Below are 14,960 nucleotides of genomic sequence, written 5' to 3'. Positions count from 1 at the left end.
AGATTCCGAGGAGAGCCGTGAGCGACCCGATCTACGACCCGTATCGACCTGGCGCCGGCCGGGTCCCACCCCTGCTCGCCGGACGAGAGGACCTCCTCAACTCCTTCGATTCCACAGTGCACCAAACCACCGGCACCGGCGAAGGCCCCCGGCCGTTGATCCTCTTCGGTTTGCGCGGTGTGGGCAAGACAGCGCTTCTCAACGAGTTCGTCCTGCGCGCACGCGATGCCCGCTGGCTCACCGTCAAGATCGAAGCAACCCCCGATCGGAGCCTCGGAAAAGCCATCACCCAAGCCCTCTACCGCCCTTTGCGCGATCTGCGGACCCTTGGGGATCGAGGGCAGGAGTTCCTGCAACGCGCCGTGAGCGTGTTCACCAGCTTCCAGATCCGCTTCGACCCTCAGGGCAACGCGACATTCGGATTCGATGTCGAGCCGGAACGTGGGGTGGCTGACACCGGAGAACTCGCAACGGACCTCGTCGACCTCCTCGCCGCCATCGGGACGGCAGCCCGCGAGAACGACGTCGGGCTTCTCATCGCCATCGACGAGCTTCAGGATGCGCCGCTCGAGGATCTCAGGGCCCTCAACCTCGCATTGCACGAGCTCGGTCAAGATCCGTTCCCTGTGCCCGTGGTCTTCATCGGCGCGGGGCTTCCCTCCCTCCCGGCCGTCTTGGCCGACGCCACCAGCTACGCCGAACGCCTCTACGACTACCGTTCGATCGGGCTTCTCGACGAGCAGGCCGCCCGGGAGGCGTTCTCCGTGCCCGCACGCGCGCAAGGGGTGGACTGGCAGCCGGACGCACTCGCTGCGGTCGTGGATCACGCCGCCGGGTACCCCTCTCGCCCGTGAGACGCAGTCTCATCGATGCCGGGCACATCTTCGTCCCGGAACGCGGGTTGGTCGCTTTCACCGTCCCGGGTATGGACCGGTACATCCGTCGCCATCACGAGGGATGAACTGCGGGGGGCCATCCCGGACCCCTTCAGGCGCGTCGGCTGACGCGATTCGGGAACCGCGACCTCCGTCGTGGACACTTCATAGATGTGAGGGGTATCCGAATCGACGAGCCGGACGTGCTCGAACGCGTGAACGCCGGTGATCCGGATGCGTTCGGGGCACTGTTCGACCTGCATCACGACCGCGTGTTCCGTCAGGCCGTTCGGCTGACCGCGTCCATCCACGACGCGGAGGACGTGACCGCTGTCGTGTTCCTCGAGGCGTGGCGCCGGCGGGATTCGATGCGGGTGGTGAACGGCTCCGTCATCGGCTGGCTGTTGGTGATGACGAACTTCGTCTTCCGCAACTACGCTCGCGCCTCACGCCGCTACCGGGACGGCCTGCAACAGCTGCCACCCCCGGAGCACTCGCCCGATCATGCGGCCGCCGTGGACGACCGCATCGACCGGGATGCGCGCCGAGCCGCTTTGCGTACGGCGCTCGCGACGCTGCCGAGACGCGACCAGGACATCCTGACGCTCTGCGTGCTCGAAGAACTCACCACGGCCGAAGCGGCAGAGGCGCTGGGGATCGCGCCCGGAACAGTGAAGTCCCGCCTGTCCCGTGCCAAGTCCCGACTCGCAGAACTGATGAACGGAGGCGAGCGATGAGCGACGAGCCCACCTTCGACCCGCGACGCAAGGCGGCGATCCGCGAACTGGTGGTCGACAACGCGGCCGCCCACCCCGGACGCGCCGGCGGCCGCAAGCGCACTGCGCTGGTGGCGACGCTGGTTGTGCTCGCCCTGACCATCTCCGGCGGCTCGGTCGCCTACGCGCTCGGCACCGGCCTCATCGACCTGACGCCCGCGGCCGCGCCCAGCCCGACGCCGACCGTGACGCCGACCCCGACATCGACACCCACGCCGACATCGACACCCACCCCGGCCGTCCCGGCGCAGGACCCGGCCGACCCGTCCACGTGGATCATCAGCTTCGTCGGGATCGGGCCGGCGACCCTCGGCACAGAACTCTCCAGTATTCAGCCCCTGCTCCCTGGATGGAGCGACCAGACGGATGACGTCTGTCGTGACGCCCAGCGCGACCTCATTGCTCCCGATGGTCTCGCGCTCATCGCGTCGGGTGCGGATCGAACGACGCAGACGCTGTATCTCGGATACAACTTCACCGCGAACGGGGATCGGCAGCTCGCGACCCCGCGAACCGCGGAGCACGTCGGAGTCGGCTCGACACTCGATGAACTGCTGGCGGCGTATCCGGATATCACCAAGACCGGTGAATACGGCGGTGTCACGAGTTACTACGGGATCCCGGACGGGTCCGGCAGATGGATCGTGTTCGCGGTGCTCGACGGGCGCATCGGCGGAGTCCAAGTGGGCCCCTCTCCGACGATTCCCCACGAGTTCTGCCCCGCCTGACGCCCGGTAGACTGGAGCACATCCCCGCCCAGCCCCGCCCAGCCTGGAGTGCCCGCGTGACCGACACCGCCACCGCCCACGTCGTCGACACTGTCGCGAACGCGATCGAGACCCCGGAGCGGGAGCAGCCGTTCGCGGCGCTCGGGCTCAAGGAGGACGAGTACGCGCGCATCCGCGAGATCCTCGGCCGCCGCCCCACCAGCGGCGAGCTGGCGATGTACTCGGTGATGTGGTCGGAGCACTGCTCCTACAAGTCGTCGAAGATCTACCTGCGGCAGTTCGGGCAGAAGGTCAGCCCGGCGATGAAGAAGAACCTCATGGTCGGCATGGGCGAGAACGCCGGAGTCGTGGACGTCGGCGAGGGCTGGGCGGTCACCTTCAAGGTGGAATCGCACAACCACCCCTCCTACATCGAGCCGTTCCAGGGCGCCGCGACCGGCGTCGGCGGCATCGTGCGCGACATCATCTCGATGGGCGCCCGCCCCGTCGCCGTGATGGACCAGCTGCGCTTCGGCGCCATCGACAACCCGGACACCGCGCGCGTCGTGCACGGGGTCGTCTCCGGCATCTCCTTCTACGGCAACTGCCTCGGCCTGCCGAACATCGGCGGCGAGACCTACTTCGACCCGGTGTACCAGGGCAACCCGCTGGTCAACGCCCTCTCGGTCGGCGTGCTCCGCCACGAGGACCTGCACCTGGCGAACGCGTCCGGCGCGGGCAACAAGGTCGTGCTATTCGGTGCGCGCACCGGCGGCGACGGGATCGGCGGGGCCAGCATCCTCGCGTCCGACACGTTCTCCGCGGGCGGCCCGACCAAGCGCCCGGCCGTGCAGGTCGGCGACCCGTTCGCCGAGAAGGTGCTCATCGAGTGCTGCCTGGAGCTGTTCCGCGACAAGCTGGTCGAGGGCATCCAGGATCTGGGCGCCGCCGGCATCTCCTGCGCCACCAGCGAGCTCGCCTCCAACGGCGACGGCGGGATGTTCATCGAGCTCGACAAGGTGCTCCTGCGCGACCCGAGCCTCACCGCTGAGGAGATCCTCATGTCGGAGAGCCAGGAGCGCATGATGGCCGTCGTCAAGCCGGAGCTGCTCGACGCCTTCCTCGCCGTCACCGCCAAGTGGGATGTCGAGACCAGCGTGCTGGGCGAGGTCACCGAGACCGGCCGCCTCGTCATCAACTGGAACGGCGAGGAGATCGTCAACGTCGACCCGCGAACCGTCGCGGTCGACGGCCCGGTGTACGAGCGTCCGGTCGCCTACCCGACCTGGATCGACGCCCTGCAGGACGACTCGGCCTCCGTGCTCGCGCGCCCGACGACCGGCGACGAGCTGCGCGAGCAGACGCTCGCCCTCCTCGGCAGCGCCAACCTCGCCGACAAGGGCTGGGTCACCGACCAGTACGACTACTTCGTCGGCGGCAACACCGCGCTGGCCTTCCCGGACGACGCGGGCATGATCCGTGTCGACGAGGAGTCGGGGCTCGGCTTCGCCATCGCGACCGACGCCAACGGGCGCTACTGCCAGCTCGACCCGAAGCAGGGCGCCAAGCTGGCGCTTGCCGAGGCGTACCGCAACGTCGCCGCCTCCGGCGCGGTCCCGGTCGCGGTGACCGACTGCCTCAACTTCGGCAGCCCGGAGAACCCCGAGGTCATGTGGCAGTTCTCGCAGGCCGTCGAAGGACTCTCGGACGCCTGTCTGGAGCTCGAGATCCCGGTCACCGGCGGCAACGTCTCCTTCTACAACCAGACCGGCGACACCCCGATCTTCCCGACCCCCGTGGTCGGAGTGCTCGGCGTGATCGACGACGTCGCCCGCCGCATCCCGAGCGGCTGGCAGGACGAGGGCGAGAACATCTACCTCCTCGGCGTCACCCGCGAGGAGCTGGACGGCTCGGCCTGGGCCGGCACCATCCACGGCCACCTCGGCGGGCACCCGCCGGCGGTCGACCTCGACGCCGAGCGCTCGCTCGCCGAGGCGCTGCACGCGGCCTCGCTCGAGGGTCTGGTCTCGTCCGCGCACGACCTGGCCGACGGCGGCCTGGCGCAGGCCCTCGCCGAGAGCGTCATCCGCTTCGGCGTCGGCGCCCGCGTCTGGCTCACCGAGATCGAGGAGCGCGACGGGGTGGATGCGGCGACCGCGCTCTTCTCGGAGTCGACCGCGCGCGTCCTGGTCACCGTCCCGCGCGAGGACGACGTGAAGTTCCGCGGCCTGTGCGCCGGCCGCGGCATCCCCGCACTCCGCATCGGCGTGACGGACGCCGAGGTCGGCGCCCAGCCCGTGCTCGAGGTGCAGGACCTCTTCACGATCGGACTGGAGGAGCTCCGCGGCGTCCACCGCTCCACGCTCCCCGAGCACTTCGGCCCGACGGTCGCGTAACTCCCCCGCCTCCCGCGGCACCTCCCCAGCCATCCGCTCCGGAGTTTTTCGCCCCCGACACGCGGTCGGAGGCCGAAAAACTCAGGAGCCGGCGGTGGGGGTCGCTACGGTGAGGGCATGACCCGTGCCCGCGCCGACGAGCTGCCGACGCCTCCACTGCTCTCGCGGCGCGCCCGCCGCGTCGTGTCCGTCACCGCCATCGTGCTGCTGTGCCTGCTCATCCTCGCCAGCCTCGCGTCGTCGTCCCCGTGGCCGTCCGCCCTGGTGATCCGCAGCGTCTTCGAGAAGGGCGCCGCCGAGACGGTCGCCGAGATGAAGCCGTTCGTGCCGACCACCAGTGTGACGGCGCAGACCGGGCTCCGCTACGCGCCGGGATCGCCCGACACGACGTTCGACGTCTTCCGCCCCGACAGCGCGACCGACCCGCTCCCGACCGTCGTGTGGATCCATGGCGGCGCCTGGATCTCGGGCGTCAGCTCCGACGTCGACCCCTACCTGCGCATCCTGGCCGACCAGGGGTTCACGACCGTCGGCCTCAACTACACCGTCGGACCCGAGGCGACCTACCCGACCGCCGTGCGCCAGCTCAACGACGCGCTCGCGTACCTGGACGCGCACGCTGAGACGCTCGGCATCGACCCCAGCCGCATCATCCTCGCCGGCGACTCCGCCGGGTCGCAGCTCGCCAGCCAGCTGGCCGTCCTGACCACCAGCCCCGAGTACGCGAACCTGATGGGGATCGCCCCCGCGCTGCGGCCGGACCAGCTGTCGGCCGTCGTCCTCAACTGCGGCGTCTACGACCTCGACGCGCTCGCCAGCCTCACCGGGATCGACGGCTGGGGCTTCAAGACCGCCCTGTGGTCGTACAGCGGCACGAAGGACTGGTCGCAGACCTACGTCGGGTCGACCATGTCGACCATCCAGCACGTCACCGCCGCCTTCCCGCCCACCTACATCTCCGGCGGGAACGGCGACGGACTCACCTGGACGCAGTCCGTGCCGATGGCCGCCGCCCTCCGCGCGAAGGGTGTGGACGTGACCGAGCTGTTCTGGCCCGCCGACCACGAGCCCGCGCTGCCGCACGAGTACCAGTTCCACCTGAAGTTCGCGGAGGCGCACACGGCGCTGGATGCGACGATCGCCTTCCTCCGCGCCCACAGCTAGCGCGCCGCGGCCTCACAGCCCCCGGACGGTCGCTTCGTCCACGAACGACCAGGCGCTGCTTGCGGGGGTGACGGTGAATCGGACGTAACGCCCCGAGCCGGAGAGCCCGTATGCCGCGTAGGTGTACCGCTGGTCGGCATCGCTCACATTCGGCGCGGGCATGGTCACCAGAGGCGTGAAGGTCGAGCCGGTGGTCGACACCGAGACCTGGATGCTGGACGGAAGGAAGATGTACACGGACTTCGTCTGCAGCCACGACGTTCCCACCTGGGTGATGGTCTTGGTCGAGCCGAGGTCGATCGTGAAGCTGTAGGCGCTCCCCGTGTTCCGACCCTGCCACGCAGCGTCGGAGTAGCTCGTCGTGCCCGTGACGCCGTTCGTCAGTTCCGCCGCGCCCGTGTCAGGGTAGCCCGGGTCTGCGCCCACGGACGTCGTGTACGGGCGGCCCGAGGAGATCAGCGGATTGGCTGCGGGCGCCGAGGATGTCGTCGCCGTCGCCGTGGCGCTCTGGGCGGAGGCGTTGCCGGCGGCATCGAAAGCGGCCAGCTTGTAGCTGTAGGTGGTCGCGGGGCTGAGGCCCGCATCCGTAAAGCTGGTCACTGCGCCCTGGATCACCTTGACCAGTGCCCCTCCGCGGTAGACGCGGTATCCGGCGATGCCGATGTTGTCGGTGGATGCCGTCCAGGCCAGATTCACCGAAGTGATGCCGCCCGACGTCGCGGTGAGACCGGTCGGCGTGGTCGGGGCCGACGACTCCACCGCACCGGAGGACAGGTAGTTCCGGTAGGTGGTGTCGTACACGGCGGGGACCGTCAGCGGGCTGTCGTAGTGGTCGTACGAGAACGACAGCGTCTTGGTCACATACGGGGCGACGGCATTGAGGTCGGCGATCAGCTGAGAGATCGACATCGGCGTGAAGTCCGGGTTGAACGTCTCGCTGTCGGCCCAGAGCTGCGTGGCGGGCCGGGAGCTGGTGATCGCGCTCTTGGTCGCCGAGAACCAGGTGGCCAACTGCGCGGTCGTCGCATGACCGGCGCCGACCCCGTCCTGCAGGGCGATCACATCGATCGGAGCGGAAGCCAGGATGCTCGACCACATGCTCGTCCACTGGGTGCTGGTCTGGCCCCCGGACGTGTTGTAGAACGGGCTGATGATCACGGGCTTGCCCGGGGTGAGCGCATGCAGGTGGTTCGCGATCGTCGTGTAGAACGTCGCCATGGCGCTCCAGGACGAGGTCGAGGTGAAGTTCCAGTTGTCGACCTCGAACGGAAGGTACCAGCCGGCGAAGGACGCGTGCGTCCCGTACCGGGCGTAGAGATCGTCGGCCAGGGCGTTCGCTGCGGTCGCCTGACCGTTCAGCCACGTGGCGTCGTTGGCATAGGTGTTCCACCAGTCATCGTTCGTCTGCAACCCCAGGTACTCGGCGACCCCGGCGCTGTCCGCCGCGGTCAGAACACGGGAGATCACATCCGTCGACGTGCTCTGCGCGTACCCGCTGAGCCCACTCGGGTAGACGGTGGTCGACGCCTTGGTGTCGGCCGTCCACTGGATCACCTGGCTGGTGATGCACGCATCGGTCAGGGTGCTGAGCTCGGAGGAGAGCTGGGTTGCGGTCCAGCCGTCGACGAGTGCCGGCTGGATGAAGCTGCCGTCGATGCGCGGGGTGGTGGTGCAGGTCGGCGTGGCGGCGGCCGGCGTCGCTGGAACGACCAGGGCCGCGGCGATGGCCGCCCCGACGATCAGGGCCGCGAGACGAGACCCGGTGCGGTGACTCATACCTACTCCTTCGAGTGAGCGGTCCCGACGACGGTGCCGAGACTCGTAAATGGTATAGCCCATTTAAGACGGGTGCGGCAACAGATTTGTTTAATTATCAGCTGTCACTGGCTAATGGATGACACCATTACGCGCGTCGAAGGGCGATTTCGATCTCGAAGCTCCTCGCCCACGGCAGGGTCACCCCGTCGATCCGCCACGCCTCACCCTCCGGGAGGAGGCCGCTCAAGTACTCACCCAGCTCGCGGGTGATCCTGGCCACGGCGGCCCGCTGCCGAGCGGCGTCGACCGGGCCGATGCTGCCCCCGAACTCGGCCGCATGCATCGCGAGACGTGTCCCGCTCTGGTAGGCCCGGTCGTCCAGGACACGGGTGAGCAGCGCCTCCCCCACGGCGGTCTCATCCGCATGGCCGGTCGCACGTCCGGCCCACAGTGCGGTCGCCTGCGCGACGGCTCCGCCGATCGAGTTGCCCGCCGTGTTCCAGCCCCCGTACGACGCGAGCTGGAGCAGCAGGCCTTCCGCCGCCAGCCGATCGACCAGGTCGGGGTCGCCTCCGTTGCTGAACCGCACATCGGCGAGCGCGACGATCGAGCCGCCCGCCAGCGCCGTTCGCACGGCGGCCACGGTGGCCTCGGTGGCAGCCGGATCGGAGGCAGGCCGTGTTCCGAAGAAGTCCCCCCGCGAGGGATCCGGCGCATGCGCCACCACGACCAGGTCGGCGGACTCCTCCGGCGCGGCGACGCGTCCTCCTGCGGCGACGATCTGCCGGGCCAGGCTCTCGCGCAGCGGCGCGTTCTCGAAGTTCGGAACCCGGTCGAGGCCGTCCGGCTCACCGCAGACGATCCGCCAGGACGGGACGCCCACGCCGGATGCGAGGGCACGAGCAACCAGAACCGCTCCGACCTCGTCGGCACCCGGATACATCAGTACGTCCCCGCCGCCGGGCAACGCGCGGGCCCAGTGCCGGAGCCACACCTGTTCGGCCGAGCCGGCCGAGTACGGAGCGGTGTCGTCTGCCGTCAGGGTCAGCGTGTCGACCGTCCCCTCCTCGTGGAGTGCGAGCGCCGCCAGATTGATCGTGTGGTTTCGGAGGCGGCGTCGCTCGAAATCGCTGCGGACGTCGTCGGGGACAGTCGTCGCGAGCGGCTGGACGGCGCCTTCGCCGCGCGCGACGTCCACTTCGAACGCTCGATGGAGGTCTCCGCCCAGCGCGTGCAGCTCGCGGCCCCAGTCCGCCCAGTACTCGGGCTCCTCAACCGGCGAGTAGGAGTCGCTCGCCCGCATGATCAGGGAGGCCGCCGTGATGCGCAATGTCGGGGCGACGGCTTTGAGTTCCCGGAGCAGGTCGAGGCGCGCCAACGCCGTGGTCGTGGTGTCGGACGTGATGCGCGCCGGGATGATGCCGCCGTGCACGAGTGTGTCGACGCACACCACGAGGCGGTCGACCCCGTCCGACCGCACGAGCTCACGTAGCCACCCGTGCAGGGCCGCGATATCGGCCGGCCTGCGGAAGTCGGGCATCGCCTCCGCGGGCGGCAGGATCAGTTCGGCTCCGGCGATCGCCGCGACCTGGCGGGGCAGCTGGACGTTCACAGGGCGTTCGTCCAACGGGACGAGTGCGATGCGCATGGGTCTCCTCGGTTCAGCGCGTGCGGTGGATCTGGAGCTCGTAGTGATAGCGGTCGCCCCGATACGTCGACTCGGCGTACTCGACCGGTCGGTCCTGGGCATCGAAACTGGTGCGGGTCACGTAGAAGGCCGGGGAGAAGGGCGGAGCGCTCAGCAGCTGCGCCTCCTCCGGCTCGAGCACACTGGCATGGATGCTCTGCTCGGCCCATTCGATCTTCATCCCGTACTCGGTCTCGAGGATCTGGTAGAGCGATTCGCTGCCGATGTTGTCGATCAGGCCGGGAAACAGCCGCGGATTGAGGTACGTGTCCTCGAGGGCCATCGGCTCACCGTCCGCGGTGCGCGCCCGCCGGATGTGGAACACGTCGTCCGACGGGCTGACCCGCAGCTTGGCGCCGAGCCGGGCGCCGGCGGAGATGGTCTCGGTGACCAGCACCGAGGAGCCGGGGACGAGACCGCGGGCGCGCATGTCCTCGCTGAACGAGGTCAGCTCGACGGACTTGGTGATCCGCGGGGCGGCGACGAACGTGCCGGCGCCTTGCACCCGGTAGACGAGACCCTCGTGCTCGAGACGGTCCAGCGCCCGTCGTACGGTCAGCCGGCTGACGTCGAACTCCGAGGCGAGATCCCGCTCGGTCGGCAGCTTGGAGTGCGGTTCGAGCCCCTGGTCGATGACGTCGACGAGGTGCTGACGCAGTCGCTCGGACTTCGTGTGCTGCTCCGCCATGATCTCCTCCGCGATGCATCCGGCCCGGTGTCGGATTGGTGAGAACCATTTTAGGGAGACTGGGACCATCCACCGCAACTATTCCGCAATTTCCCCGAATCTGTTGACACCGTTCGAACGAATGGAGTACACCAATTGACAAGCACTCCCATTCCGAACCCTGACACCCGTAAGGAAGCCCATGGAAACCAGGATCACCAGACGGCGGCCCCTACTGCGCACCGTCGCGCTCACCGGCGTCGCCGCCGTCGCCGTCGCCTTGAGCGGATGCTCCGGGGCCGCGTCCTCCGGCCCCACCACCATCACCTTCTCCTACCTCTGGGGAGGCGAAGAGGCGAAGGCGCTCGAGAAGGTCATCGCCGACTTCAACAAGAGCCAGTCCGAGATCAAGGTGGTCGGCGTCTCCAGCCCGGACGCGCAGAAGCAGCTCACCTCGATGTCGTCCAGCAACGGCAGCTTCGACATCTCCGACAACTTCGGGAACACCGTCGGCTCGTGGGCGTCGAAGGGAATCCTGGCGCCGCTCGACGACTATCTGAAGACCGAGAAGGTCGACCTCGACGGGTTCGCCCCCGCCGCGCTGGACCAGATGAAGTACGAGGGCAAGACGTACGCCCTGCCGATCGCCGTGCACACGCAGCAGCTCATGTACAACAAGGACCTGCTCGACAAGGCGGGCGTGCAGCCGCCGACGACCATGGACGAGCTGGCGGACGCGGTCAAGAAGCTCACCGTCACCGACGCGAACGGCGCGATCACACAGATCGGCCTCGGCAACCCCTCGGCGTCGACGCTCTTCACCACCCTCGGCTACGCGTTCGGCGGCACCTGGGACGGCAAGAACGGGAAGACCCCGACGCCGGACGACCCCAAGAACGTCGAGGCGCTCGACTGGTACGCCAAGACCCTCACCGACACGTACGGCGCGGACAAGATCGCGACCTTCACCTCGGGTCTCGGCCAGTACATGTCGGCGCAGGACCCGTTCTACACCGGCAAGGAGGCCATGGTGATCGACGGCGAGTGGCAGGCCGTCAACATCCCGAAGGTGGCGCCGAACCTCAACTGGGGCGTCGTGGACATCCCCGCGGCGAGCCCGGAGCTGGCCGGCACGACCCAGGTGACGACGAGCACGCTGTTCATCCCCAGTAACTCGAAGCACAAGGCCGAAGCGGCGAAGTTCCTCGCCTACATCGTCGGGGACAAGCCGATGACGGACTTCACGCTGGCTCTGGGCAACCTGCCGTCCAAGACGTCCCTGCTGACGGCTTCCGCGTACGGCGACATTCCGCACTTCGACTCCTGGCTGAAGGCTCTGACGAGCAAGAACGCGAAGTCGCTGGCGTCCCAGCCCTACAGCGCGCAGTACTCGACCGACCTCGCCACCGCCTTCGACGACGTCGTGCGCGGGGTCGCCTCGCCCGAGAAGGCGCTCTCCTCGGTCGCGGACAAGGCGCGCTCGTACTGATGTCCCTGATGACTGCCAAGCGCGGTGCGCGACGCCAGACCCTGCTGGGTCTGGCGTTCGCGTCGCCGTTCATCATCGGGGCGGCGGTGTTCATCGTCTGGCCGGTGATCGCATCGGCCGGTTACAGCTTCACCGACTTCAACCTCTTCCAGGCGCCGTCCTGGGTCGGGCTCGACAACTATGCCCATATGCTCCAGGACTCGACATTCTGGAAGGCGTTGGCGAACACGCTGTTCCTCACGGTCACCGGGGTGCCTCTGACGATCGCCATCTCGATCCTCGGAGCGCACTTCCTCAATCTGCCGGTCCGCGGTCAGCCGCTCTACCGGGCCCTGGTGTACCTCCCGACCATCGTCCCGATCGTCGTCGGCGGCTACCTCTGGCGGTGGCTGCTGAACACCCAGTACGGGTTCGTGAACTACTTCCTCGGCCTCCTCCACCTCCCTCAGCCGGAGTGGCTCGAGCAGCCCGCGTGGGGCAAGCCGGCCATCCTGCTGATGTGCCTCTGGACCATCGGCGGCACCATGATCATCTATCTCGCCGCGATCAAGGACGTCCCGGCGGAGCTCTACGAGGCGGCCGAGCTCGACGGCGCCGGCTGGTGGGGCCGCTTCCGCTTCATCACCTGGCCGACGATCTCGCCCGTGACCCTGTTCCAGGTGATCGTGACGGTGATCGCCTACCTGCAGATCTTCACCCAGCCCTACCTGCTCACCCAGACGCGGCTCAATGAGGCGAGCGGAGGGCCGGGGCAATCGATGATCAGCTACGCGATGTACCTGTACCAGAACGCGTTCGTCTTCCTGAAGATGGGCTACGCCTCGGCGATGGCCTGGGTGCTCTTCCTGATCACCCTCGTGATCACGCTGCTGCTGCTCTGGTCGTCCAAGAAATGGGTTCACTATGGTTCTGAACGCAGTTGAGAAGCCGCAGGCGCCGACCCGTGCGCCATGGACGGACGGCGAGGACGAACCACGCCGACGCCGGCGCCGCCCGGCGCGCACCGCGGGCCGTTACGCGCTCGTGTGGGGGCTGACCCTGCTCTTCGTCTTCCCCTTCCTCGCGATGCTCAGCACCGCGTTCAAGCTCCCGGCGGACATCTTCAGCTCGCCCCCGGCGCTCTGGCCGAAGGAGTGGACGCTCGACAACTTCGTGGCGGTGTTCGAGGAGATCCCGTTCTGGCAGTACCTGTGGAACACGGTCGTCATCGCAGCCCTCTCGGTGCTCGGGATGCTGATCGCGTCGCCGCTCGTCGCGTACTCCCTCTCGAAGATCGGGTGGCGCGGGCAGCGTCCCCTCCTCGTTATCGTGATGGCGACGATGATGCTGCCGCCGCAGGTGACGATGATCCCGCTCTTCCTGATGTGGAACGGGCTGCAAGCGACGAACACGATCATCCCGCTCGTCGCCCCGGCGTTCTTCGGAACCCCGTTCCTGATCTTCATGCTGCGCCAGTTCCTGATGTCGGTGCCCGATGAGCTGCTCCAGGCCGCTCGGATCGACGGCGCCTCCGAGTTCCGCATCTACTGGTCGATCGTGCTCCCGCAGGCGCGGCCCGCCCTAATCACCGCGGTGATCTTCCAGTTCGTGTGGGCGTGGACCGACTTCCTGAATCCGTTGATCTATCTCAACGACGCCTCCAAATACACGCTGTCGATCGGCCTGTACTCCTTCTTCGGCGAGCACAACGTCGAATGGGGTCCGCTGATGGCGGCATCCGTCTTGTTCACCATTCCGGCGCTGGCGCTCTTCGTCGTCTTCCAGCGTTACTTCGTAGGGGGTATCAGTGCAGGCGCACTCAAGTAGCAGTGAGGGATCGCTCGCCGGCACCGCGGACGGTCGGCTCGGCGCACTCGCGGCGATCGAAGGAGGGCTCGTCGTCTCGTGCCAGGCCCAGCAGGGCTCGCCGATGCGCGATACGGCGACCATCGCGAGACTCGCTGCGAGCGCGCTGCAGGGCGGTGCGGTCGCCCTGCGCGTCAACGGACCGGACGACGTGTCGGCCGTGCGACCTCTCTCGGATGTCCCGGTCATCGGCCTCGACAAGCGGATGGGCCCCCGGCGCAACATCATCACCCCCACCGACGAGCAGGTCCTCGCGCTCGCCGCGGCAGGAGCAGACGTCGTCGCGGTCGACGCCACCGCCGAGGTCGCCGGGGATGTCGCCTCCCGGGTCCGCTCTGCCGTCCTTGCCGTTCCGCTGCCGATCATGGCCGACGCCTCGACCCTCGACGAGGGATTGGCCGCCTGGGACGCGGGAGCGACGTTCGTGGGGACCACCCTCTCCGGTTACACGCCGTACTCGCGGATGGACCCCGGTCCGGACATCGAGCTCGTGGCCGAGCTCGCCTCACGCGGAGTTCGCGTGCTGGCGGAAGGGCGCTTCCAGACCCCGGAGCAGGTCTCGCGGGCCTTCGACGCGGGCGCGTTCGCGGTCGTCGTCGGCGGGGCCATCACCGACCCCATCGCCATCACCCGGCGATTCGCGGCCGCGACGCCGCGCAGCACCTGATGTCGCTACGTGAACCCGCCGTCGTCGGCATCGACATCGGCGGGACGAAGACGGCCGCCGCTGTGGTGCGGCCGGATGGGAGGCTGGCGCACCGCGCTGAGACGCCGACGCCGGCGCAGAGGGGCCCGCACCACGTGCTGGACGCCGCCGCGGCTCTGGCAGCGGCCGTCGCCGAACGAGCGGGGATCACCCCGGACGCGTTCGGCGTCGGCAGCGCGGGCGCCTTCGACGAGCACGGTGTCGTCGTCCATGCCACCGACCATCTGGCCGGCTGGAGCGGCACTGACGTGGCCGGCGGCCTCCGCTCGCGGCTCCGCGCACCCGTGGTGGTCGTGAACGATGTCCACGCGGCGGCGATCGGCGAGCAGACGATGGCCGGCCTGGAGCGCTTCCTGTTCGTCGCGGTCGGAACGGGCATCGGCGGCGCTGTCGTCGCCGACGGCCGGGTGCTGCTCGGAGCGTCGGGGATGGCGGGCTCGGTGGGGCACGTCCGCATCCCCTCGGCACGGCACCGCGTGTGCTCCTGCGGCGGTGCCGATCATGTCGAGGCGTTCGCCAGCGGTCCGGGCATCGAGCTCACCTACGCGGAGTTCACCGGGCGCGCGCGCGACCTGCGTTCCATCGGACGGCTGGCAGAGGACGGCGACGTCATCGCAGCGCAGGTGATCCGGGTCGCGGCCGAGGATCTGGGCGAATCGCTCGCCTCCTCGGTCGTAACGGTCGACCCGGGCACCGTGCTGCTCGGAGGAGGAGTGTCGGGGCTGGGTGCGCTGTTCATCGATCCGCTCACTGAGCGGCTCCGCGCGTCGTTGCGGCCGCCCTTCGCGGGTGTGCGCGTCGAGGCGGCCCGATCGGGGGCCGACGCCGCTCTCATCGGCGCCGGCCGACTCGCATTCCAGTCCCTTGCTGCCACATAGGCGGCGTGGGTG

Annotated in this window: 14 protein-coding genes; 11 read left to right on the top strand and 3 right to left on the bottom strand. The window is 68.6% G+C overall.

What is annotated here, in order from left to right:
• Positions 1 to 17: 17 nt before the first annotated feature.
• The 6 genes from H284_RS20270 to H284_RS0113090 all read left to right on the top strand — a co-directional run bounded on the left by H284_RS20270 (position 18) and on the right by H284_RS0113090 (position 5,918).
• Positions 18 to 854: an ATP-binding protein gene (locus H284_RS20270; RefSeq protein WP_020076612.1), complete on the top strand. Its 837-nt coding sequence runs from the start codon at positions 18 to 20 to the stop codon at positions 852 to 854.
• Entirely contained in the window at positions 851 to 961 is a 111-nt protein-coding gene (locus H284_RS21315; protein WP_502685489.1) for a DUF8462 domain-containing protein, read from the top strand. Before H284_RS20270 ends, H284_RS21315 begins: the two co-directional genes overlap by 4 nt.
• A 117-nt stretch (positions 962 to 1,078) precedes the next feature.
• Positions 1,079 to 1,612, top strand: a complete 534-nt coding sequence (locus H284_RS0113105; protein WP_020076611.1) for an RNA polymerase sigma factor — start codon at positions 1,079 to 1,081, stop codon at positions 1,610 to 1,612.
• On the top strand, positions 1,609 to 2,379 hold the full coding sequence (locus tag H284_RS21070; protein ID WP_029042937.1) for a hypothetical protein: 771 nt from the start codon (positions 1,609 to 1,611) through the stop codon (positions 2,377 to 2,379). Before H284_RS0113105 ends, H284_RS21070 begins: the two co-directional genes overlap by 4 nt.
• A 56-nt stretch (positions 2,380 to 2,435) precedes the next feature.
• Positions 2,436 to 4,754 carry a phosphoribosylformylglycinamidine synthase subunit PurL gene (gene purL, locus H284_RS0113095; RefSeq protein WP_018192376.1) on the top strand — a complete coding sequence of 773 codons (2,319 nt, stop codon included), beginning with the start codon at positions 2,436 to 2,438 and terminating at the stop codon, positions 4,752 to 4,754.
• 117 nt (positions 4,755 to 4,871) lie between these two features.
• Entirely contained in the window at positions 4,872 to 5,918 is a 1,047-nt protein-coding gene (locus H284_RS0113090) for an alpha/beta hydrolase (RefSeq protein WP_020076610.1), read from the top strand.
• A 12-nt stretch (positions 5,919 to 5,930) separates the two neighbouring features.
• On the opposite strand, the gene H284_RS20265 is transcribed toward H284_RS0113090, so the two are convergent.
• The 3 genes from H284_RS20265 to H284_RS0113075 all read right to left on the bottom strand — a co-directional run bounded on the left by H284_RS20265 (position 5,931) and on the right by H284_RS0113075 (position 10,051).
• The gene (locus tag H284_RS20265) at positions 5,931 to 7,694 is read right to left on the bottom strand and encodes a DUF4434 domain-containing protein (RefSeq protein ID WP_020076609.1); all 1,764 of its coding nucleotides are present in this window, start codon (positions 7,692 to 7,694) and stop codon (positions 5,931 to 5,933) included.
• 127 nt (positions 7,695 to 7,821) lie between these two features.
• Positions 7,822 to 9,324 carry a DUF4127 family protein gene (locus tag H284_RS20260; protein WP_020076608.1) on the bottom strand — a complete coding sequence of 501 codons (1,503 nt, stop codon included), beginning with the start codon at positions 9,322 to 9,324 and terminating at the stop codon, positions 7,822 to 7,824.
• A 13-nt stretch (positions 9,325 to 9,337) separates the two neighbouring features.
• Positions 9,338 to 10,051 carry a GntR family transcriptional regulator gene (locus H284_RS0113075; protein WP_020076607.1) on the bottom strand — a complete coding sequence of 238 codons (714 nt, stop codon included), beginning with the start codon at positions 10,049 to 10,051 and terminating at the stop codon, positions 9,338 to 9,340.
• Positions 10,052 to 10,232: 181 nt separating this feature from the next.
• Here H284_RS0113075 and H284_RS0113070 point away from each other — a divergent pair, with 181 nt between their 5' ends.
• Genes H284_RS0113070 through H284_RS0113050 form a run of 5 tightly spaced genes read left to right on the top strand, consistent with a single transcriptional unit; the run spans position 10,233 to position 14,948 of the window.
• On the top strand, positions 10,233 to 11,519 hold the full coding sequence (locus H284_RS0113070) for an ABC transporter substrate-binding protein (RefSeq protein ID WP_020076606.1): 1,287 nt from the start codon (positions 10,233 to 10,235) through the stop codon (positions 11,517 to 11,519).
• A gap of 8 nt (positions 11,520 to 11,527) precedes the next feature.
• Complete coding sequence (locus tag H284_RS0113065; RefSeq protein WP_231371219.1) at positions 11,528 to 12,442, top strand: carbohydrate ABC transporter permease; 915 nt, start codon at positions 11,528 to 11,530, stop codon at positions 12,440 to 12,442.
• Positions 12,423 to 13,325, top strand: a complete 903-nt coding sequence (locus H284_RS0113060; RefSeq protein WP_020076604.1) for a carbohydrate ABC transporter permease — start codon at positions 12,423 to 12,425, stop codon at positions 13,323 to 13,325. Before H284_RS0113065 ends, H284_RS0113060 begins: the two co-directional genes overlap by 20 nt.
• A complete protein-coding gene (locus tag H284_RS0113055) occupies positions 13,306 to 14,031 on the top strand; it encodes an N-acetylmannosamine-6-phosphate 2-epimerase (protein WP_020076603.1) in 726 nt (241 codons plus the stop codon). Before H284_RS0113060 ends, H284_RS0113055 begins: the two co-directional genes overlap by 20 nt.
• Positions 14,031 to 14,948: an ROK family protein gene (locus H284_RS0113050; RefSeq protein WP_020076602.1), complete on the top strand. Its 918-nt coding sequence runs from the start codon at positions 14,031 to 14,033 to the stop codon at positions 14,946 to 14,948. The genes H284_RS0113055 and H284_RS0113050 overlap by 1 nt, the downstream gene beginning before the upstream one ends.
• The last annotated feature ends 12 nt before the right edge of the window (positions 14,949 to 14,960 follow it).

The sequence above is a fragment of the Cryocola sp. 340MFSha3.1 genome (assembly GCF_000383315.1).
Taxonomy (GTDB): domain Bacteria; phylum Actinomycetota; class Actinomycetes; order Actinomycetales; family Microbacteriaceae; genus Leifsonia.
The sequence above is the reverse complement of the archived record's forward strand: the minus strand, read 5'-3'. Positions and strand labels throughout refer to the sequence as shown.